Origin of the sequence: Plastoroseomonas hellenica, from assembly GCF_018129085.1 — a bacterium.
GTDB lineage: Bacteria > Pseudomonadota > Alphaproteobacteria > Acetobacterales > Acetobacteraceae > Plastoroseomonas > Plastoroseomonas hellenica.
Genome location: NZ_JAAGBB010000018.1, coordinates 80336 through 100166 on the forward strand (window position 1 = coordinate 80336; position 19831 = coordinate 100166).

General features: G+C 70.6%; 18 protein-coding genes. 8 read left to right on the top strand and 10 right to left on the bottom strand.

The features are described 5' to 3' along the window. Nucleotides 1-5: 5 nt before the first annotated feature. The 4 genes from GXW71_RS16100 (at nt 6) to GXW71_RS16115 (ending at nt 3633) form a co-directional block, all read left to right on the top strand. On the top strand, nt 6-449 hold the full coding sequence (locus GXW71_RS16100) for a VOC family protein (RefSeq protein ID WP_211853552.1): 444 nt from the start codon (nt 6-8) through the stop codon (nt 447-449). Between the two features lie 29 nt (nt 450-478). Continuing rightward, on the top strand, nt 479-1723 hold the full coding sequence (locus tag GXW71_RS16105) for a Zn-dependent hydrolase (RefSeq protein WP_211853553.1): 1245 nt from the start codon (nt 479-481) through the stop codon (nt 1721-1723). Between the two features lie 111 nt (nt 1724-1834). After that, entirely contained in the window at nt 1835-3370 is a 1536-nt protein-coding gene (locus GXW71_RS16110; protein ID WP_211853554.1) for a UxaA family hydrolase, read from the top strand. Further along, nucleotides 3346-3633: a hypothetical protein gene (locus GXW71_RS16115; RefSeq protein WP_211853555.1), complete on the top strand. Its 288-nt coding sequence runs from the start codon at nt 3346-3348 to the stop codon at nt 3631-3633. The genes GXW71_RS16110 and GXW71_RS16115 overlap by 25 nt, the downstream gene beginning before the upstream one ends. Nucleotides 3634-3814: 181 nt before the next feature. On the opposite strand, the gene GXW71_RS16120 is transcribed toward GXW71_RS16115, so the two are convergent. From GXW71_RS16120 to GXW71_RS16145, 6 genes are all read right to left on the bottom strand, one after another. Then, nucleotides 3815-4666, bottom strand: a complete 852-nt coding sequence (locus GXW71_RS16120; protein WP_211853556.1) for a fumarylacetoacetate hydrolase family protein — start codon at nt 4664-4666, stop codon at nt 3815-3817. A 309-nt stretch (nt 4667-4975) separates the two neighbouring features. Further along, complete coding sequence (locus GXW71_RS16125) at nt 4976-5725, bottom strand: SDR family oxidoreductase (RefSeq protein ID WP_211853557.1); 750 nt, start codon at nt 5723-5725, stop codon at nt 4976-4978. 86 nt (nt 5726-5811) lie between these two features. Continuing rightward, on the bottom strand, nt 5812-7602 hold the full coding sequence (locus tag GXW71_RS16130) for an IlvD/Edd family dehydratase (protein ID WP_211853558.1): 1791 nt from the start codon (nt 7600-7602) through the stop codon (nt 5812-5814). 56 nt (nt 7603-7658) lie between these two features. Beyond that, the gene (locus tag GXW71_RS16135; protein ID WP_211853559.1) at nt 7659-9056 is read right to left on the bottom strand and encodes an MATE family efflux transporter; all 1398 of its coding nucleotides are present in this window, start codon (nt 9054-9056) and stop codon (nt 7659-7661) included. Between the two features lie 171 nt (nt 9057-9227). Then, nucleotides 9228-10256, bottom strand: coding sequence for an alpha/beta hydrolase (locus GXW71_RS16140; RefSeq protein ID WP_246526621.1), 1029 nt, complete (start codon nt 10254-10256; stop codon nt 9228-9230). A gap of 93 nt (nt 10257-10349) precedes the next feature. Then, the gene (locus GXW71_RS16145) at nt 10350-11360 is read right to left on the bottom strand and encodes a C-terminal binding protein (protein ID WP_211853561.1); all 1011 of its coding nucleotides are present in this window, start codon (nt 11358-11360) and stop codon (nt 10350-10352) included. A gap of 131 nt (nt 11361-11491) precedes the next feature. Here GXW71_RS16145 and GXW71_RS16150 point away from each other — a divergent pair, with 131 nt between their 5' ends. Together GXW71_RS16150 and GXW71_RS16155 are read left to right on the top strand one after the other, a co-directional pair. Then, complete coding sequence (locus GXW71_RS16150) at nt 11492-12241, top strand: SDR family NAD(P)-dependent oxidoreductase (protein ID WP_211853562.1); 750 nt, start codon at nt 11492-11494, stop codon at nt 12239-12241. A gap of 83 nt (nt 12242-12324) precedes the next feature. Beyond that, complete coding sequence (locus GXW71_RS16155; protein WP_211853563.1) at nt 12325-13584, top strand: c-type cytochrome; 1260 nt, start codon at nt 12325-12327, stop codon at nt 13582-13584. On the opposite strand, the gene GXW71_RS16160 is transcribed toward GXW71_RS16155, so the two are convergent. Continuing rightward, entirely contained in the window at nt 13566-14207 is a 642-nt protein-coding gene (locus tag GXW71_RS16160) for a class I SAM-dependent methyltransferase (RefSeq protein WP_211853564.1), read from the bottom strand. The genes GXW71_RS16155 and GXW71_RS16160 overlap by 19 nt on opposite strands. Then, a complete protein-coding gene (gene ubiA / locus GXW71_RS16165) occupies nt 14204-15139 on the bottom strand; it encodes a 4-hydroxybenzoate octaprenyltransferase (protein WP_408901996.1) in 936 nt (311 codons plus the stop codon). Before ubiA ends, GXW71_RS16160 begins: the two co-directional genes overlap by 4 nt. Here ubiA and GXW71_RS16170 point away from each other — a divergent pair. Continuing rightward, a complete protein-coding gene (locus GXW71_RS16170; RefSeq protein WP_211853566.1) occupies nt 15132-15851 on the top strand; it encodes a 16S rRNA (uracil(1498)-N(3))-methyltransferase in 720 nt (239 codons plus the stop codon). The two genes, ubiA and GXW71_RS16170, sit on opposite strands and share 8 nt — an antisense overlap. A 90-nt stretch (nt 15852-15941) precedes the next feature. Then, entirely contained in the window at nt 15942-17285 is a 1344-nt protein-coding gene (locus tag GXW71_RS16175; RefSeq protein WP_211853567.1) for a glutamate--cysteine ligase, read from the top strand. 19 nt (nt 17286-17304) lie between these two features. On the opposite strand, the gene tldD is transcribed toward GXW71_RS16175, so the two are convergent. Together tldD and GXW71_RS16185 are read right to left on the bottom strand one after the other, a co-directional pair. Next, nucleotides 17305-18735, bottom strand: coding sequence for a metalloprotease TldD (gene tldD / locus GXW71_RS16180; protein WP_211853568.1), 1431 nt, complete (start codon nt 18733-18735; stop codon nt 17305-17307). After that, nucleotides 18732-19814: a COX15/CtaA family protein gene (locus GXW71_RS16185; RefSeq protein WP_246526622.1), complete on the bottom strand. Its 1083-nt coding sequence runs from the start codon at nt 19812-19814 to the stop codon at nt 18732-18734. Before GXW71_RS16185 ends, tldD begins: the two co-directional genes overlap by 4 nt. Nucleotides 19815-19831 lie beyond the last annotated feature (17 nt).

Below are 19831 nucleotides of genomic sequence, written 5' to 3' on the forward strand. Positions count from 1 at the left end.
CGCCCATGCGACCGAAGCTGGCCAGCGTGCTGGAAACGGCACTCTATGTCGACGCGATGCCCCGTGCGCGCGACTTCTATGAGGATGTCCTGGGCCTCGCGCCCGTCTTCACCGACGACCGGCTGACCGCCTATGAAGTGGCGCCCCGCTCGGTGCTGCTGCTGTTCCGGCGCGGCTCGACCACCGAGACGGCGGTGATGCCGGGCGGCACCATCCCGCCGCATGACGGGGCGGGGCCGCTGCATATGGCGTTCTCCGTCGCCGAAGGCGACCTGTCGCCCTGGGAGGCCTGGCTGGCGACGCGCGGCATCGCCATCGAAGGGCGCACGGACTGGCCGCGCGGCGGCCACAGCGTCTATTTCCGCGACCCGGACGGGCATCTCCTGGAATTCGCGACGCCGGGCATCTGGCCCGGGGATCGCTTGCCTTCGGAGGCGGCAGCGCGATAGTCCGGAGCCTTGAGCACGAGGCAGGGGCTATGAGCGGCAGCAATCAGCGGATCGACGGCAAGCGGCTGTGGGACAGCCTGATGGCCATGGCCGAGATCGGCGCGACGCCCAAGGGCGGCGTGCGCCGCCTGACGCTGACCGATGTCGACAAGCGCGGCCGCGACCAGTTCCGCACCTGGTGCGAGGCGCTCGGCCTCCAGGTCCGGGTCGATGCCATCGGCAACATGTTCGCGCGGCGGGAGGGGCGGGACCCCAGCCGCCTGCCGGTGCTGTTCGGCAGCCACCTCGACAGCCAGCCCACGGGCGGCAAGTTCGATGGCGCGCTCGGCGTCATCGCCGGGCTCGAGGTGATGCGCACGCTGAACGACCTCAACATCGCGACCGAGGCGCCGATCGAGCTGGTGAACTGGACCGATGAGGAAGGCAGCCGCTTCGGCCATTCGCTGATGGGCAGCGGCACCTGGGCCGGGATCTACGGTCTCGACAAGACCTATGCGCTCAAGGACGCCGAGGGCGTCACGGTCGGCGAGGCGCTCGAGGGCATCGGCTACAAGGGCGAGCATGCCGCGAAGCCCTTTCCGGCCGACGCCTATTTCGAGCTGCATATCGAGCAGGGACCGATCCTGGAGCGCGAGGGCAAGGAGGTCGGCATCGTCACCGGCGCCCAGGCGCAGGTCTGGTATGATGCCGTGGTCACCGGCCAGGACGCCCATGCCGGCACCACGCCGCCCTCCGCCCGCAAGGATGCGCTGCTGACCGCGGCCCGGATCATCGATCTCGTGGACAAGCTCATGCGCGAACGCGGCGATGACGGCCGCGGCACCGTCGGCTGGCTGCAGGTGGTCAATGCCAGTCGCAACGTGGTGCCGGGCGAGGTGCGCTTCTCGATCGAGTTCCGCCACCCGGAGACCGCTGTCATCGAGGAGCTGGCCGCCGGCTTCCCGGCCATGGCGGAGGCGATCGCGACCGCCAACCGCACGCCGCTCGAGCTCACTCAGCTCTTCAAAATCCCGCACCAACCCTTCGATCCCGGCTGCGTCGACCTGGTGCGCCAGGCCGCGGCGCGGCTCGGCTATTCGACGCGGGAGATCATCTCCGGCGCCGGCCACGACGCGGTCTATGTCGCGCGCAGCGTGCCCACCGCGATGATCTTCACCCCCTGCAAGGACGGCCTTTCCCACAACGAGGCGGAGAGCATCCAGCCGGAGGAGGCGGAGGCGGGCGCGCAGGTGCTGTTCCAGGCGATCCTGGCGCGCGCCAACCGGACGCTATGAGATAGGGCTGCGGCGAGGCTAGCATCCGGCGAAAGCCTGAGCGTTCGATGATCGGATGGCCGAATGGCCCGGAGATCTGAATCGGACGCTCTACGATCAGGGAGCCACGCCATGGACGCAGCCACCTTGCCCCCCGTCATCCGCCTGCATCCCGAGGACGGGGTGGTGATCGCCCGCATCGCGCTGCCGCCGGGGACGCCGGTGGCGCCGGGCGTCGCAGTGGGCGAGCGGCGTATCCCGCCCGGGCACAAGGTGGCCACCCGCCTACACGAGAAGGGGGAGCCGATCCGGCGCTATGGCCAGATCATCGGCTTCGCGACCGATGCGATCGCGCCGGGCGCCTGGGTGCATACGCATAACTGCGCCATGGGCGATTTCGCCAAGGACTACGCCTGGGGCGTCGATGCCCGCGATCCGAAGGCGGTGCCGGTGCCCGCCACCTTCGAAGGCATCCGCCGCGCCGATGGCCGCGTCGCCACCCGCAACTACATCGGCATCATCACCAGCGTGAACTGCTCCGCCCATGTCGCCGATCTGATCGCGCGGCAGTTCGAGCCGAACCCGATCACCGGCGACAATCCACTCGCCGATTGGGCGCATGTCGACGGCGTCGTCGCGCTGACCCACAAGACCGGCTGCGGCATGACGATGGGCGAGCCGCTGACCCTGCTGCGCCGCACGCTCGCCGGCTTCGCGCGCCACGCCAATTTCTCCCATGTCATCGCAATCGGCCTCGGCTGCGAGGTGAACCAGCTCGCGCCGATGCTGGAGGAGCAGCGCCTGGCCGGGCGGCTGCGCAGCATGGACATCCAGGACAGCGGCGGTGCCCGCAAGACGGTCGAGGCCGGGATCAGCTTCGTGCGGGAGGTGCTGGCGGATTCCAACACCTCGCGGCGGCAGACGGTGCCGGCGAGCGAGCTGACCGTGGCGCTGCAATGCGGCGGCTCCGATGGCTATTCGGGCATCACCGCCAATCCCTCGCTCGGAGCTGCGTCCGATCTGGTGGTTCGGCATGGCGGCACGGTCATCCTGTCGGAGACACCGGAGACCTATGGCGCGGAGCATCTGCTGACCCGTCGTGCGGTCAGCCAGGAGGTCGGCGAGAAGCTGGTCGAGCTGATGCGCTGGTGGGAACGCTACACCGAGCGCGAGCAGGCGGAGATGAATGCCAACCCGTCGCCCGGCAACAAGGCGGGCGGCCTCACCACAATCCTGGAGAAGTCGCTCGGCGCCATGGCCAAGGCCGGCACCACGAACCTGGTCGATGTCTATCGCTATGCCGAGGCGGTGACCAAGAAGGGCTTCGTCTTCATGGACACGCCGGGCTACGACCCGGTCGCCGCCACCGGCCAGGTGGCGGGCGGCGCCAACCTGGTCTGCTTCACGACCGGGCGCGGCAGCGTCTTCGGCATGAAGCCGGCGCCCTCGATCAAGCTCGCGACCAACGGCGCGATGTATGAGCGGATGTCGGACGACATGGATGTGAATTGCGGCACCGTGCTGACTGGCGAGGAGAGCGTCGCGCAATGCGGTGAGCGCATCTTCGAGCTGATGCTGCGCGTCGCGAGCGGGGAGCGGACGAAAAGCGAGGCGCTCGGCTTCGGCGCTTCCGAATTCGCGCCATGGACCATCGGGGCGACGATGTGAGCCCGGCCTATGGCATGGTGACGTCAGGCGTCGGTGCCATGCTGCTGGTCGCCGGCCTCGGCTTCCTGCTGGCGTCGCTGATGGCCATGACGCGGGCCTGGCGCGGCGGCCTGCCCTGGTGGTCGGGCGGGCTGATCTGGTTCACGCCCTCCCGCCAGCCACCAGCAGCGCGCCCGCACATGCGGACGGCGCTGCGCCGCTGGCTGGCCGCGATCCCTTGCCTGATGGCCGCCGTCGCGCTGCTCTCGCTGGCGGGCACCTAGAGCATGATGCGCTCGCTTGCGCTCACGGATCATGCTCTAGCCTTTTGTTTGATCGCGTGATTCAGACTTTTCGGCGATTCCGCCTCAAGTCATCACGCTCTAACGGCGCCCGCCGCGCTTTTTTCTGGCGATCCGATTCACGCCTCCGGGCGGTTCCGCCCGGAGGCGATCCGACCGCTGCTCAGGCGCTCCAGGGCACCAGCTTCTGGGTCTGCTCGCCGAGCCCTGCGATGCCGAGGCGCAAGGTCTGCCCGGCCTTCAGGAAGATCGGCGTCGGCTTGACGCCGAGGCCGACGCCCGGCGGCGTGCCGGTGCTGATGACATCGCCCGGATGCAGGGTGATGCACTGGCTGACATAGGCGATGAGCTGCTTCACGCCGAAGATCATCGTCTTCGTGCTGCCGTTCTGCATCCGCTTGCCGTCCACCTCGGTGAACATCGCGAGGTTCTGCGGATCGGGGATCTCGTCCTTGGTCACCAGCCAGGGGCCGAGCGGCCCGAAGGTGTCGAAGCCCTTGCCCTTGTCCCAGGCGCCGCCACGCTCGGCCTGCCACTCACGCTCCGAGACGTCATTGGCGATGGCGTAGCCGGCGACGTAATCCAGCGCCTTCTCCTCCGGCACGTGCCGCGCCGTGGTGCCGATGATGACCGCGAGCTCGACCTCGTAGTCGGTCTTCACGCTGTTGCGCGGGATGATGACGTCGTCGTTCGGGCCGGTGACGGCGCCGAGCGACTTCAGGAAGACGATCGGCTCCTTCGGGATCGCGGCGCCGGTCTCGGCCGCGTGGTCGGCGTAGTTCAGGCCGATGCAGACGAAGTTTGTCAGCCCGGTGACGCATTGGCCGAGGCGCGGATTGCCGTCGACCTTCGGCAGCGTGTTCGGGTCGAGGCCTGCGATCTTGGCCAGCACACCGGGCGACAGCGCCTCGCCGGCGAGATCCGGGATGATGCCCGACAGATCGCGGATCGCGCCCGCAGCATCAAGCAGACCCGGCTTTTCCTTGCCCTTCGGGCCGTAACGCAGAAGCTTCATCGAGGTCTTCCTTATGGAGTTACAAGAACGGGCCGGCCACCTGACCGATCCGAGAGCGAAGCCCGTGCGGCCGCAGGCCGCCGATAGTTGCTGCGGGGCGAGCGCAGCGATGCCCCGGCTCTCCTTCGCCTAGGCTTCGGAGAGCACGCGCCACGCAGCTGCAGGCTGCTACTGGTTTCTGCGGAGCAAGGCGAAGCCGATGCTCCGGGGCCGCGAATGCGGCCCCGCGCGCGACCAACAGCCGTCGCCAGAGCGCACCCGACAGCGCGAAAGCCAAGCGACCGGAGGTCGCGCCGGCGCCTGAGGACATTAATTCGTCCAACCGCCGTCGATGACGATGGCCTGGGCGGTCATGAAGCCGCTCTCGTCGCTCGCGAGATAGACGGCGAGTGCCGCGATCTCCTCGGCATTGGCGAGGCGGCCCATCGCCTGGCGGGCGACGAAGGCGGCGCGCGCTGCCTCGAGGCCACCCGCCGCCACGGCATTGGCGGCGACGCGTTCGCCGAGGCTTGGCGTGTCCACCGTGCCGGGGCAGATGCAGTTGCAGCGGATGCCGCGGGTCACGTAGTCCGCAGCGACGCTCTTGGTCATGCCGACAACGGCAGCCTTGGTCGCTCCATAGACGAAGCGGTTGGCGACGCCTTTCACGCTGCCGGCAGCGCTCGCCATGTTGACGATGGCGCCGCCGCCCTTGGCCAGCATGCCGGGAAGCGCCGCCTGCATCGCCTTCCATTGGCTGCGGGCGTTCAGTGCGAAGGCCGCGTCCCATTCGGCGTCGCTGCAGGTCTCGGCCGTGTTCTGGTGCACGAAGCCCGCGCAGTTGAACAGCACGTCGAGCGGCCCGGCCTTCGCCATGGCGGCTGCCAGCGCGTGGTCATCCAGCACGTCGAGCCGCTGCGTCGCGACGCCGTGCTCTTCGAGGCCGGCGAGCTTCGCGGCATCACGGTCGGTCGCGATGACGCGACCGCCCTCGCGTGCAAAGGCGATGGCGGAAGCGCGGCCGATGCCCTGGCCGGCCGCGGTGACGAAGCAGGCCTTGCCCGCGAGGCGTCCGGTCATGTCCCGCTCCCTTGTCAGTGGAGCGTCCGATTCAAACCTTCGGGCCGTCCGACGTATAGGTCGGACCCCATCCGGTCATCGGACGCTCAGTGGTTATGGCGGCTCTCGCCGCGCGTCGTCAGGATATCGAGATACATGGTCGCCGGCTCCAGGCAGCCGCCGGTGCCGAGCTGGCCGACCATGCTGCGGTAAATCTCCTCCCAGGGCGTCTTGTTCAGCAGCTTGGGCGGGGTCCAGGCGGCGCGGCGGGCGGCCAGCTCCGCTTCCGGGATCAGCACGTCGACCTTGCGGGTCGTCAGGTCGATGCGGATCGGATCACCCGATTTCAGCAGTGCCAGTCCACCGCCGACCGCCGCTTCCGGTGTGACGTTGAGGATGGAGGGGCTGCCGGAGGTGCCGCTCTGTCGCCCGTCGCCCATGGTGGGCAGCGCCGAGATTCCCTTGTTCAGCAGTGCAGCCGGCGGCTGCATGTTCACCACCTCCGCGCTGCCGGGATAGCCGACCGGTCCGCAATTGCGGATCACCAGTACCGTATGTTCATCGATCCCGAGCGAGGGATCCTCGATGCGATCGTGATAGTCCTCCGGCCCTTCGAAGACGACGACCTTGCCTTCGAAGACATCGGGCGGGTTCGACAGGAAGCGGCGGCGGAAGGCCTCGTCGATGACGCTCACCTTCATCACCGCATTGTCGAAGAGGTTGCCGGAGAGGATGACGAAGCCCGCACGCTCCTTCATCGGCTCGGCATAGGCGCGGATCACCTCGCGGTCCGGTGGCGGCACTTCGGCCAGGTCCTCGGCGACGGTCCTGCCGGTCACCGTGCGCGCCTCGCCGCGCAGCTTGCCGGCTTGCTTGAGCTCCGCCATGACGGCGGGGATGCCGCCGGCGCGGTGGAAGGCCTCGCCCAGGAAGCGGCCGGCCGGCTGGCAATCGACCAGCAACGGAATGTCCTGGCCGATGGTTTGCCAATCCTCGATCGAGAGTTCGACGCCCATGTGCCGGGCAATTGCGATGATATGCGGCGGGCAATTGGTGGAGGCGCCGATCGCGGAGGCGCAGAGGATCGCATTCTCGAAGGCGGCGCGCGTCATGATGTCGGAGGGCCGAAGATTCTCGCCCACCATCGCGACGATGCGCCGGCCCGTGGCATAGGCCATCTGCCCGCGCTCCCGGTGCGGGCCGGGGATCGCCGCGCAGCCGGGCAGCGACATCCCCAGCGCTTCCGCCAGGGAATTCATCGACAGCGCGGTGCCCATAGTGTTGCAGTGGCCGACGCTCGGCGCGCTGCTCGCCACCAGCTCCATGAAGCCGTCATAGTCGAGCTGGCCCTGTGCCAGCATCCTGCGCGCTTCCCAGACGATGGTGCCGGAGCCGGTGAGCCGCCCCTTGTAGTGGCCATCGAGCATCGGCCCGCCGGACAGCACGATCGCCGGGATGTTCATCGTGGCGGCACCCATCAGGCAGGCGGGCGTCGTCTTGTCGCAGCCCGTGGTCAGCACGACACCGTCCAGGGGATAGCCGTGCAGCACCTCGACCAGCGAGAGATAGGCCAGGTTGCGGTCGAGCGCCGCGGTCGGGCGCTTGCCGGTTTCCTGAATGGGATGGATCGGAAACTCCAGCGGGATGCCGCCGGCGTCACGGATGCCGGCCTTGGTGCGCACCGCCAGATCGATATGGTGCCGGTTGCAGGGCGCGATGTCGCTGCCGGTCTGAGCGATGCCGATGATCGGCTTGCCCGACTGCAACTCGCCCCGCGTCAGCCCGTAATTCAGCATGCGCTCGATGTAGAGCGCGGTCATGCCGGGATCCTCGGGGTCGTCGAACCAGCGCTGGCTGCGCAGGCGGAAATGCTTCTTGGTCTGATCGGCGCCGGCCATGGCTCCTCGCCTCCCACTATCTTGGGGAGGCAGGCTCTCGCCCTCGGCGGACGCTGTCAACGGCGGGCGGCGGCGGTCAGCCGGCGCCAGCGGCGCAGCATGAGCACGGCCACCACCGCCAGCCCGGCGGCCAGCCCCCACCAGACCCCGCGGGCCTCGAGCCCCACCGGCAGCGCCAGCGCGACGCCGAGCGGCAGACCGATGCCCCAATAGCCGAGGGCGGCGAACAGCATCGGCACCCGCGTGTCCTTGAAGCCACGGAGCGCGCCTGCGGCCACCACCTGCACGCCATCGGCAAGCTGGAAGACGCCTGCGATCACCAGCAACGCGGCGCCGAGCTCGGCCGCCGCCGCGGCACTCGGGTCGGCCGGTTCCAGGAAGGCCCAGGTGAGCGGGCCGGAGAAGCCGATCAGCAGCACCGCCATCAGCACCATGAAGCCGGCGCCGAGCAGGATCGCGACCCGCCCGGCCCAGGCCGCCGCGGCCGTCGCGCCGGCGCCGACGAAGAGCCCGACGCGGGAGGTCGCGGCCTGGCCGATGCCCATCGGGATCATGAAGGTGCAGGTCGCGATCTGCACGGCGATGGCGTGGGCGGCCACGGAAATCGCGCCGAACCAGCCCACCACGATCAGCGCCGTGGCGAAGACCCCAATCTCCAGCAGCATCTGCGCCGCGATCGGCAGCCCGACCCGGAACACCTCCGCGAGGCGCGCGAGGTCGAGGCGCCAGAAGCGCCCGAGCAGGCGAAAGCGGTGCAATTGCCGGTCGCGCCGGATCAACAGCAGCAGCACGCCGAGCATGGTCAGGTTGGCGATGGCGCTGGCGATGCCGGCGCCGGTCACGCCCCAGCCATGCCAGGACCCGACGCCCCAGGGGGCGCCGCCGAAGACCAGGATCCAGGCCAGCACGGCATTCAGCAGCACTGCGCTGCCGGAGACCCAGAGTGCCGCGTTCGGTCGCTCCATCGCCGCGAGGAAGCCGCGCAGCAGGACGAAGCCGCAGAAGCCGGGCATGCCCCACATCATCGCGCGCACATAGTCGCCGGCGAGTGCCGCCAGGGCCGGATCCTGCCCGAGCAGGCGCAGGATCGCGTCGGCGTGCCACATCACCAGCCAGGCCGGCAGCGTCAGCGCGGCGATCGCCCAGACAGTCTGGCGTGCATCGCGCCGCATCTCCCGCATCCAGCCGCGGCCAAGCCCGCCGCCGCGACGCCCGGCGCCGCGGGACTGCGCCAGCATCGGCGCCGCGGCGAGCGCGATGCCGAAGCTCGGCGCCAGCATCGCCCAATAGAGGTTGGCCCCAAGCGTCGCCGCCGCCAGCGCCTGAGTGGAGAGCCGCCCCAGGATCAGCGCATCGGTCAGCGCCAGCGCGAATTGTGACAGGTTGGTGAGCGCCAGCGGCGCCGCGAGGGCGAGCAGCGCGCGCAGTTCGGCCCGGAGACCGCTGCGCGGCATGGACGTGTCCGGCATGGTGTTTTTTGACCGTGTTGGGACGGGCGTAGCCATTCCAGGCTGACGCAGCCGGGGATGCGGATCACGCGCTCAGATGGAGACACTGACCCGTGGCGGGCTCGCTTGAGCCGCTGGCAGATCAGTCCGGCGGCGTCGCGCCGCCGGAGATGGAGATCAGGCGGCCGGGGCTTCGCCGAGGAAGGATTGCACCGCCAGGAACAGGGCGCCGCGATTGCGCTCCATCCACATGCCATGCGTGCCTTCGCCGAGCAGCACCAGGCGTTTCCCGGGCGAATTGGTCAGCAGCGGGAACAGCGTCTGCGCCATGTAGGGCGGCGTGTCCTGGTCCCATTCGCCGAGGACCAGTAGGGTCGGCGCGGTGATCTTCGCGGGATCGTAGAAGGGCCGGCCGGCGGCCCAGTATTCTCGCCCATCCGCGACCGAGCCGTTCGGCGCGCGCAGCACCGGTGGGTTGCGGCGCTGGCCTTCGGGATCGGTCGCCCAGGTGACGCCGGCCCAATGCTCGAACCAGCCGGCCGGCACCAGCCCGGCGCGCTTGTCCTCCGGCACGCCGGCGCCGCGCCGGGCGCGCGCCGCCTGCTGGGTCACCAGGCGATAGGCGCCGAGATTGCCGCCGGGGTCGGCGAGGCTGGCGCTCTGGCGCAGCCAGACCGGTGCATAGAGCACCAGCCGCTCCACCAGCGCCGGGTTCTCGGCGGCGAAGCGCCCCATCAGGGCGGTGCCCCAGGAATAGCCGAGCATGCAGAGCTTCGGCAGCGACCGTGCATTGCGAATGAAGGCCGCGGCGGTCGTGATGTCCTGCACCGCCTGTTCCCCGCGCACCAGCGGCGGGTTGGCCTCGGGCGGCTGCGCCATCTCGGGCGGGCGAGTGCTGCGGCCATAGCCGCGCAGGTCGAGGCACCAGACATCGAAGCCGTTGCCGGCGATATAGTCCATCCAGGACGGGCCGCCGCCGAGCGGCAGGTCGAAGGCGGTCGAGGCCGGATAGGTCGCGCCATGCACCATCAGCAGGGTGCGGCCGGGGCGGGCGGCCAGGCCCTCCGGCCGCTTGCTGCGCAGGAACAGCTCGATTCCCGCATCGCCCGAGGGGATCATATGCTCCTCGGTCACGATCTGCGGTGCCGCCTGCGCCGCGGCCTGCACGGGAATGACGAAGGGGGCGGCGAGGAGGGGGGAGGTCATGAGGACGCGGCGCTTCATTGGATGTCCCGTGCTCTGGTTTGACCCACCCTACAGCTTGGCGGCGGGCAATGCAGCCTCCCCCTCCCCGGGCCCTTACTCGCTCTCCGGCGGAATGACGTTGCTGCGCTTGCCTTCCAACAGGACGTCGCGGACCGTCTCGACGGACAGGCGCCGGATATCCTCCCAGGCCTCCGGCGAATGGAAAGCGATATGGGGGGTGACGATCACGCGGCCGAGCACCCAGTCCTCCCGCGCGCGATAGGCGCGGAGGAGTTCCGGCAGCGGCTCGACCGGCGGCTCCACCGGGATCACGTCGAGGCCGGCGCCGGCGATATGGCCTTCCTTCAGCAGCTTCGCCAGCGCATCGAGGTCGAGGATCGGGCCGCGCGCCGTGTTCACCACCACCGCATTCTTCGGCAGCAGCCGCAACTCCCGCTCGCCCACCAGGCCGCGGGTGGCGCGGGTCAGGGGCGCATGGATCGAGAGCACGTCGGACTGCGCCAGCAACTCATCGAGCGTCCGGACGCGCTCGAAGCCGAGGGCGCGCTCCCAGCCATTCGGCTGGAAGGGATCGTGGAAGACGACGCGGTAGCCGAGCGCCTTGGCGCGCAGCCCGGCGGCTGTGCCGATGCGGCCGCAGCCGAGCAGGCCGAAGGTCTGCACCTCCTGCCGCCGCACCACCGGGTGGCGCATGACCGCCCAGGGGGCGGGCGAGGAGCCGCGCTGCGTATCATGATAGAGCGTCAGCCCGCGGCGCAGCGACATCGCCAGCAGCACCGCGAATTCCGCGACCTCCATGGTGCCGTAGTCCGGGGTGTTGCAGACGGTGATGCCGCGCGCCGCGCAGGCTTCCCGGTCCACCCGATCATAGCCGACGCCCATGCGGACAACGAGCTTCAGCTTCGGTGCACGCGCGATGTCCTCGGCCCGCACCGGGCAGCGCAAGGTCATGATCGCATCGGCTTCGGCGAGCATGGCATCGGGCAGCTCGCTCATGCTGCTCTTGGCATTGCCGCGCAGGATGCGCGCGCCACCCTTCAGGACCGCATCCTCGACGGATGTGTCGGGATAGAGCCCCTCAGGCTCGAGCACCGTGAGCGCCATACGCGCTTCCCCCCTTCTATGCTGAGCGTGATGACCTCAGGCCGGGCCGGCCGAAAAGTCTGAATCACGCGATCGGACAAGTTCGGGCAGGATGCGGGCCGGATCGGGTACCGGCAAGAGGAGCAGGGCGCATGGCGGAACGGCGGATACTGGTGACGGGGGCAGCGAGCGGCATCGGGGCCGCGGCCTGCCGGCTGCTGGCGGCGCCCGGCGTCACCATCGCCGTCCATACCCGCAGCAACCGGGAGGGGGCGGAGCGCACCGCGGCCGCGGTGCGGGAGAAGGGCGGCATGGCGCATCTGGTGCTGGGCGATCTCGAGGATGCTGCGGCGCCTGCGCGGATCGTCGCCGAAGCGGCGGTGGCGCTCGGCGGGCTCGACGTGCTGGTCGCCAATGCCGGATTCGCGGACCGCACGCCGATCGCCCAGCTCACCGCCGAAGCCTTCGCTCGCAGCCAGGCGGTGATCGCGCAGGGCTTTCTGGCTCTAGCGCAGGCGGCTGCGTCGCATCTGGCGGCGGGGCAGGAGTCGCGGCTGATCGCCGTCTCCTCCTTTGTCGCGCATGTGTTCCGCACGGACACGCCGACCTTCCCGGCTTCCGCCGCGGCCAAGGCGGCGGTGGAGGCGCTGGTCAAGGCGCTCGCCATCGAATGGGCGCCCAAGATCACGGTGAATGCGGTGGTGCCGGGCTATACGCGCAAGGACGCCGGGGCGCATCGCGCGCTGACCGATGCACAGTGGCAGGAGACGCTGGCGCGCATTCCGCTGCGGCGCCTGGGCGAGCCGGAGGATGTGGCGGCGGGGATCACCTTTCTGGCCTCGCCGGCCGCGCGCTACGTCACCGGGCAGTTGCTGCATGTCGATGGGGGCATTGCGGTGTGATGCTCGGCGGAGAACGTCCTGACGTTCGGAGCCGAGCATGTGCGCGCAGGGTTGGTATGGCGGCTGCGCGCCGAGTCACGGGTATGCTGCTCCTGCTGCTGAACCTTCCGGCTGCGGCGCAGGATGCGGCGGCGGTGCATGGCGGGCCGGTGCGCGCGCTCGCAATGGGGGTGGACGGCACGCTTGCTTCCGGCAGCTTCGATCAGTCGGTGATCCTCTGGGACGTGGCGGCCGGTCGGGCCCGGACGGTGCTGCGCTGGCACCAGGGCGCGGTCGCGGCGCTCGCGCCGCTGCCGGATGGCGGCTTCGCCAGCGCCGGAGAGGATGGACGGATCGCGCTCTGGCCTGCCGGGTCCCTGGGGCCGGAGCCGGCGCGGGTGCTGGAAGGCCATGCCGGTCCGGTCGCGGCGCTGGCGGTGCAGGAGGGCATTCTGGCCTCCGCGAGCTGGGACGGCACGGCGCGGCTCTGGCCGCTCGCCGGGGGCGCCGCCCGGGTGCTGGAAGCGCATCGCGGGCAGGTGAATGGCGTGGCCTTCCTGCCGGACGGCACGCCGGCGACCGCGGGCTATGACGGCAGCATCCGCCTGTGGCCGGCGGCCGGGGCTCCACGGATCCTCGCAGAGCTCGGGCTGCCGGTGAATGCGCTGCTGGCGCTGCCGGATGGCGCGCTCGCCGCGGGCGGCGCGGATGGTGCGGTGCGGATCCTGGCGCCGGATGGCCGCCAGCGCGAGCTCGCCGCGGGCAATCGCCCGATCGCGGCGCTGGCGGCGTCCCCCGACGGGCGGCTGCTGGCGGCGGCATCGCTCGGGGGATCGGTGACACTCTGGGCATTGCCGGAGGGGCGGCTGCGGCACAGCCTGGAAGGGCCGGGGCTGCCGGTCTGGTCGGTGGCTTTCGCCGCGGATGGCCGCACGCTCTGGACCGGCGGCGCGGACCGGCGGGTGCGGCGCTGGGACGCCGCGACCGGGCAGGCGATCGGCCCGCTGGTGTCGGAGGGCGGGGATGCCGCGCCGCGCGCCGGCCTCGATCCGCACGGCGCCCGCGTCTTCCGCGCCTGCGCTGCCTGCCATGCGCTGACGGCGGAGGGCGGGCCGATGGCGGGGCCGAGCCTCGCCGGCATTTTCGGGCGCCGCATGGGCAGCCTGCCTGGTTATCGCTATTCGGAGCGGCTGGCGCGCGGCGACATCGTCTGGACGCGGGAGACGGTCGCCGATCTCTTCACCCGCGGCCCGGATGTGGTGACGCCGGGCACCCGCATGCCGATCCAGACCGTCGGCGACCCCGAGGATCTGCGCGCGCTGCTCGATTTCCTGGAAGCGGCGACTCAACCAGAGACGCGATAGAGCGTCACCACGCGTGTTTCGCGATCCTCCAGCTCCCGCGTCACCGGCACATCATAGGTGGCGATCGGCGCCATGCCCTGCTTCGGTAGATAGGCGCGGCCGGGATCGGCGATGATGACCTCCGCTCCTGCGCGCGCCAGGCTGCGCAGCCAGGGCAGGATGTGCTCGGTCATCGGCGCCTCGTAGCAGACATCGCCGGCCAGTACGGTGTCCCAGCGGCGGGCTTCGCCGACCACGTCGCGGGCGAGTGCGGCGACCGCCACGCCGTTCAGCGCGGCATTGAGCAGGGTGGCCTCGGCGGCGAGCGGATCGATCTCGGCGGCCTCCACCAAGGCGGCACCGGACAGGGCGCAGGCGATGGCGGCCAGGCCGCAGCCGGCGGCGAAATCCAGCACCCGCTTGCCGGCGACGCGCTGCGGTTCGTCGAGGACCAGCCGCGCCAGCGCCTGGCTGCCGGGCCAGGCGAAGGCCCAGAAGGGCGGCTCGATGTTCTGCTCGGCGAGGAAGGCTTCCGTCGCCTCCCAGAGTGGCGTGAGCTCCGTCGCGAGGTGCAGCGCGATCTCCGGCACCAGCGGCGCGCGGGCGATGGTAGTGGCGCTCCGGATGAAGCCGACTGGGTTCACAGCCGTCCGATGAGGAAGGCGAGCGCGACCGCGAGGCCGACCTCCCGGTTGGCCTGGAAGAGCCTGAGGCAGAGGCCGGGATCATGGATATCGAGCGCCGCCACCTGCCGCGCCAGCAGCGCTGCCGGCAGGGCCAATGCCGCGAAGAACCACATCGACAGCCCGGTCAGCCAGCCGGTGAGTGCCAGGAGCGCGATCATCCCGCCATAGCAGGCGGCGAGGAAGAGGCCCGTCGCTTCCCCGAAGTGGAGCGCGGTGGAGCCGATGCCGACCATCGCGTCGTCTTCGCGGTCCTGATGCGCGTAGATCGTGTCGTAGCCAAGGATCCAGAGGATGGTCGCGGCATAGAGCAGCGCGGTCACGGCATCGACGCCGCCGGTCGCCGCCGCATGGCCCATCGGGGCGCCCCAGCCGAAGGTCAGGCCGAGCATCGCCTGCGGCCAGTTGGTGACCCGCTTGGCCAGTGGATAAAGCGCGATCGGTACCAGCGAGAGCACGCCGAGCAGGATGGCCGCGCGGTTGAGCTGCGCCAGGATCAGCAGCGATACCAGCAGCAGGCCGATGAGGAAGACCAGCGCCTGTCGCGGCGTGACGGCACCGGAAGCGAGCGGCCGGCCGCGCGTGCGCTCGACGCGCTTGTCGATGTCGCGATCCCAGAGGTCGTTCACCACGCAGCCGGCACCCCGCATCAGCACCGCGCCGATGCCGAACAGCGCGGTCAGCCGCAGCCCTTCGGTCACCGTCGGCGCCGCCAGGGCGAAGGCCCAGAGCGCGGGCAGGAACAGCAGCGGGACCCCGATCGGGCGATCGAGGCGCATCAGCAGCGCGTAGGGGCGGGCGGCCTCGGGCAGGCGCGCGACCCATCCGCCTGCGCGGATATCGGTATGGCCGGACACGGCGCCTATAGTCACGGCCGGAGGGTCCATGTCCATCCCGCGAATCGCCTGCGATGCCCCGCTCGCCGAGGGTGCCGAGATCGAAGCCTCGCCCGCCCAGGCGCATTACCTCGGCGCCGTCATGCGCCGGGCCGCCGGCGATCCGTTGCACCTGTTCAACGCCCGGGACGGCGAGTTCGCGGCGACCATCGCCGCGATCCGCAAGGATCGCGCGCGTTTCGCGGTAGGCGCCCGGCTGCGCGCCCCGGCAGCGGTGCCCGATATCCGGCTGCTGATGGCGGCCGTGAAGCGGGACGCCATGGAATGGACGGTCGAGAAGGCGACCGAGCTTGGCGTCGCCTCGATCCAGCCGGTCTTCACCCGCCGCAGCGTCACCGACCGGGTAAACACAGACCGGCTGGCGCTGATCGCGCGCGAGGCGGCCGAGCAATGCGAGCGCCTAGACGTCCCCCGCGTGCATCCGGCGGCACCTTTGCACGCGGTGCTGGATGCCTGGGACGGGGCGCCGCTGCTGGTCGCCGCGGAACGTATGGATTGCCCCCCGCTCATTGCAAGGGCGAGTGGGTTGCGTCCGCCGCTCGGCTGGCTCGTGGGACCGGAGGGGGGGTTCGAGCGGGCCGAGCTTGACGATCTGGCCCGGCGCCTCTTTGTTGCGGAGGTCGCCCTCGGCCCGCGCATCCTGCGGGCGGAGACGGCGGCGGTCGCGGGGCTCGCGCTGCTGCAGGCAGCCGCGGGAGACTGGGCCTGATGAACCCGCGAGAGCAGATCCCGCGCAGGCGGAACGCCGGAGCGGGTGAAGATGCTCGCAAACTATCTGGCCCTGTCCTGGAACGGATCCATGTCGAATCCCGGTGACGCCGATCTGACGCCGATCACGTCGACGCAGCAGCTTGCCGGCTGGTTCGCTGCCGGCTCGAAGCCGCGCGACCATTGGACCATCGGCACCGAGCACGAGAAATTCGGCTTCCGGCGGGACGACCTTTCGCCGCCGCCCTATGCACCGCACGGCATCGAAGCCCTGCTGCTGGGCCTGCAGGGGCGCGGCTTCGAGCCGATCACCGATCAGGGCAAGGTCATCGGGCTGAAGCGCGACGGCGCCTCCATCTCGCTGGAGCCGGGCGGCCAGCTCGAGCTGTCGGGGGCGCCGCTGCCGGACCTGCACGCGACCAATGCCGAGCTGCGCGCGCATCTGGAGGAGGTGCGGGCGGTTGCCGGCCCGCTCGGGATCGGCTTCGCGCCGCTCGGCTTCCATCCGCTGGCGACGCGCGAGCAGATGCCCTGGATGCCGAAGAGCCGCTACGCGATCATGCGCGAATACATGCCGCGCGTCGGCGCCATGGGCCTCGACATGATGCTGCGCACGTGCACGGTGCAGGTGAACCTCGATTTCGGCGATGAGGCTGATATGGCGGAGAAGTTCCGCGTCGCCCTCGCGCTGCAGCCGCTGGCGACCGCCCTCTTCGCCAATTCGCCCTTCGCGGAGGGCAGGCCGAACGGGCTCCGGACGCTGCGCGGGCGGGTCTGGACGGAGACCGATCCCGATCGCACCGGCATCCCCGCCATCGCCTTCGAGCCGGGCTTCGGCTTCGAGCGCTTCGCCGACTGGGTGCTCGACGTGCCGATGTATTTCATCGTGCGCGACGGGCGCTATGTGGATGCGGCGGGCGTGCCGTTCCGCGCCTTCATGGAAGGGCGGGCGGAGCGGCTCGCGGGCCATGCGGCGACGATGGGGGACTGGGCGGATCACGTCACCACCGTCTTCACCGATGTGCGCCTGAAGCGCTTCCTGGAGATGCGCGGCGCCGATGCCGGCAGCCCCGCGATGATGGTGGCGCAATCCGCCTTCTGGGTCGGGCTGCTCTATGACGATGCCGCGCAGAAGGCGGCGGCGGCGCTGGTCCGCGGCTGGGACATCGGCGGTATCCGCGCGCTCAGGCTCGCGGTGCCGGAGCAAGCGCTGACGGCGGAGATCGCCGGTCGAAGCCTCCGCGACGTTGCGCGCGACGCGCTGGCGATCGCGCGCCAGGGCCTCCGCGCGCGCGGCCTCGGGGAGGAGCGCTACCTCGACGTGCTGGACGAGGTGGCGGCGAGCGGCCTGACCCAGGCGGACCGCTGGCTGGAGCGCTGCGCGCGGGACTGGGGCGGCGATGTGCGCCCGGTGCTGGAGGCAGCTTCCGTCTGAGGCGCCGCCACCGAGGGGGTCACCGCACCGCGGTGCCGCCGACGGTCAGCCCGGCCATCTTCAAGGTCGGCTGGCCGACGCCCACCGGCACGCCCTGGCCCTGCTTGCCGCAGGTGCCGATGCCGGGATCGAGCGCCATGTCGTTGCCGACCATCGTGACCTTGGTCAGCGCGTCCGGCCCATTGCCGATCAGGGTCGCGCCCTTCACGGGCGCGCCGATCTTCCCATCCTCGATCAGGTAGGCCTCGCTGGCGCTGAACACGAACTTGCCGTTGGTGATGTCCACCTGGCCGCCACCGAAATTCACCGCGTAGAGGCCGCGCTTGACGCTGGCGATGATCTCCGTCGGCGCCACGTCGCCACCGAGCATCACCGTATTGGTCATGCGCGGCATCGGAATATGGGCATGGCTCTCGCGGCGGCCGTTGCCGGTCGGCGCCACGCCCATCAGCCGGGCATTCTGCCGGTCCTGCAGGAAGCCCTTCAGGATGCCGTCTTCGATCAGCACGTTACGGGCGGACGGCGTGCCCTCGTCATCCACGGTCAGGCTGCCGCGCCGATCGGGAATGGTGCCGTCATCGACCACGGTGACGCCCGGCGCCGCGATGCGCTGACCGAGCAGGCCGGCGAAGGCGCTGGTGCCCTTGCGGTTGAAGTCGCCCTCCAGCCCGTGGCCGATCGCTTCATGCAGCAGGATGCCCGGCCAGCCATTGCCGAGCACGACCTCCATCTCTCCGGCCGGAGCGGGCACGCTCTCGAGATTGACCATGGCCTGGCGCAGTGCTTCCTCGACCGCTGCCTTCCAACTCGCTTCCCCGAGGACGCGGTCATAGGCGAAGCGGCCGCCGGTGCCGTAGCTGCCGGTCTCCCGCCTTCCGTCCTGTTCGACGACGACGGAGACGTTGAAGCGCACCAGCGGCCGGATATCGGCGACGCGCTGGCCGTCCGGGCGCAGGATCTGCACCGCCTGCCATTCGCCGGTGACGCTTGCCATCACCTGCACCACGCGCGGGTCGCGGGCGCGGGCGAAGGCGTCGATCTCGGCGAGCAGCGCTGTCTTGGCCGCGAAGTCGAGCCCGGCCAGTGGATTGGCATCGGCATAGAGCCGCGCATTGGTGGCGCGGGGGCCGACATCGAGGGTGCCGGAATGCCCATGCTTCACCGCCGCCACCGCCTCGGCGGCGCGGGCGAGCGCCGGCTCGGAGATCTCCGCCGAATGGGCGTAGCCGGCGGCATCGCCCGCCACGGCGCGCAGGCCGAAGCCGCGCGTGGTGTCGTAGGACGCGCTGCGGATGCGGCCATCGTCGAGGGCGATGGCCTCGCTCTCCCGGTATTCGAGGAAGAGCTCGCCATCCTCGCAGCCTTCGGTGCCCCGGCGCAGCAGGCGTTCGGCGTCGGCGCGGTCGATTGTGTCGAAGAACAAGGCATCGGTGGTGGCGAGCGCGGTCATGCGATGGCTCCCGGGCGTGCGGCGCGGCGCGTCGCGTGAAGGGCGAGGATGGCGGCGGTGAGCACCAGCACCGCCACCGCCTGATGCAGGGTGCCGAGCCAGGCGGGCACGACGGCGAGCAGCGTCGCGACGCCGAGCGCGTATTGCAAGACAATCGCGCCGAGCAGCGCGAAGGCGGCATGGCGGGCGCGGCCGGCGGGCAGCGGCTGGGCGCGGAAGGCGGCGAAGAGGGCCGCGGCCAGGGTCAGCGTCGCCAGCAGGCGGTGGTTGAACTGCACGGCCGCGATGTTCTGCGTCAGGTTCTGCCAGAGCGGGGTGAGGCGCCAATACCCCTCCGGCACCCAGCGGCCGTCCATCAGCGGGAAGGTGTTGTAGTCGAGGCCGGCGCGGATGCCGGCCACGAAGCCGCCGGCCAGGATGGTCAGCATCGCGAGCCCGGCCGCGGCATGCAGTGATGCCCGCAACGACTTCGCCTCGGCGGGCGCCGGGCCGGGGCGCAGCAGGGTCAGCGCCGTCCAGAGCACCATGGCGAAGAGCAAGAGCGCGAGCATCAGGTGGATGACGAGGCGGTAGGGGGAGACGGCGGTGCGATCGGCCTCGAAGCCGGACGCCACCATGATCCAGCCGACCAGCCCCTGCATGCCGCCGAGCGCCAGCAGTAGCAGCAGGCGCGGCTTGTAGCCCGCCGGGATGCGGCCGCGCAGCCAGAACCAGGCAAGGCCGCCGGCATAGACGAAGCCGATCAGCCGCCCCCAGAAGCGGTGGGACCATTCCAGCCAGAAGATGCCCTTGAAGCCCTCGAGCCCGAAGCCCGCGTTCACGAGCTGGTACTGCGGAATCGTGCGGTAGAGGTCGTAGAGGCGCTGCCATTCGGCATCCGACATCGGCGGCAGGGCGCCCGAGAGCGGCGCCCATTCCATGATGGACAGGCCGGATCCGGTCAGCCGCGTGGCCCCGCCGAGCGTCACCATCACCCAGATCAGCCCCGCGACCGCCAGCAGCCAGCGGGCGACGGCGCGGCGGTTGCGGGCCTCGGCGGGGGCGGCATCCGGGGCCTGGGGACGGGCATCGAAGGGCATGGCGCGATATATAGGCC

Coding starts and splice junctions, on each gene's coding strand:
- GXW71_RS16175 (WP_211853567.1), top strand. CDS start 15,942: ATGTCGAATCCCGGTGACGCCGATCTGACGCCGATCACGTCGACGCAG.
- GXW71_RS16150 (WP_211853562.1), top strand. CDS start 11,492: ATGGCGGAACGGCGGATACTGGTGACGGGGGCAGCGAGCGGCATCGGG.
- GXW71_RS16140 (WP_246526621.1), bottom strand. CDS start 10,256: ATGACCTCCCCCCTCCTCGCCGCCCCCTTCGTCATTCCCGTGCAGGCC.
- GXW71_RS16185 (WP_246526622.1), bottom strand. CDS start 19,814: ATGCCCTTCGATGCCCGTCCCCAGGCCCCGGATGCCGCCCCCGCCGAG.
- GXW71_RS16170 (WP_211853566.1), top strand. CDS start 15,132: ATGTCCATCCCGCGAATCGCCTGCGATGCCCCGCTCGCCGAGGGTGCC.
- GXW71_RS16145 (WP_211853561.1), bottom strand. CDS start 11,360: ATGGCGCTCACGGTGCTCGAGCCTGAGGGGCTCTATCCCGACACATCC.
- ubiA (WP_408901996.1), bottom strand. CDS start 15,139: ATGGACATGGACCCTCCGGCCGTGACTATAGGCGCCGTGTCCGGCCAT.
- GXW71_RS16105 (WP_211853553.1), top strand. CDS start 479: ATGAGCGGCAGCAATCAGCGGATCGACGGCAAGCGGCTGTGGGACAGC.
- GXW71_RS16135 (WP_211853559.1), bottom strand. CDS start 9,056: ATGCCGCGCAGCGGTCTCCGGGCCGAACTGCGCGCGCTGCTCGCCCTC.
- GXW71_RS16100 (WP_211853552.1), top strand. CDS start 6: ATGCGACCGAAGCTGGCCAGCGTGCTGGAAACGGCACTCTATGTCGAC.
- GXW71_RS16115 (WP_211853555.1), top strand. CDS start 3,346: ATGGACCATCGGGGCGACGATGTGAGCCCGGCCTATGGCATGGTGACG.
- GXW71_RS16130 (WP_211853558.1), bottom strand. CDS start 7,602: ATGGCCGGCGCCGATCAGACCAAGAAGCATTTCCGCCTGCGCAGCCAG.
- GXW71_RS16120 (WP_211853556.1), bottom strand. CDS start 4,666: ATGAAGCTTCTGCGTTACGGCCCGAAGGGCAAGGAAAAGCCGGGTCTG.
- GXW71_RS16155 (WP_211853563.1), top strand. CDS start 12,325: ATGCTGCTCCTGCTGCTGAACCTTCCGGCTGCGGCGCAGGATGCGGCG.
- GXW71_RS16125 (WP_211853557.1), bottom strand. CDS start 5,725: ATGACCGGACGCCTCGCGGGCAAGGCCTGCTTCGTCACCGCGGCCGGC.
- tldD (WP_211853568.1), bottom strand. CDS start 18,735: ATGACCGCGCTCGCCACCACCGATGCCTTGTTCTTCGACACAATCGAC.
- GXW71_RS16110 (WP_211853554.1), top strand. CDS start 1,835: ATGGACGCAGCCACCTTGCCCCCCGTCATCCGCCTGCATCCCGAGGAC.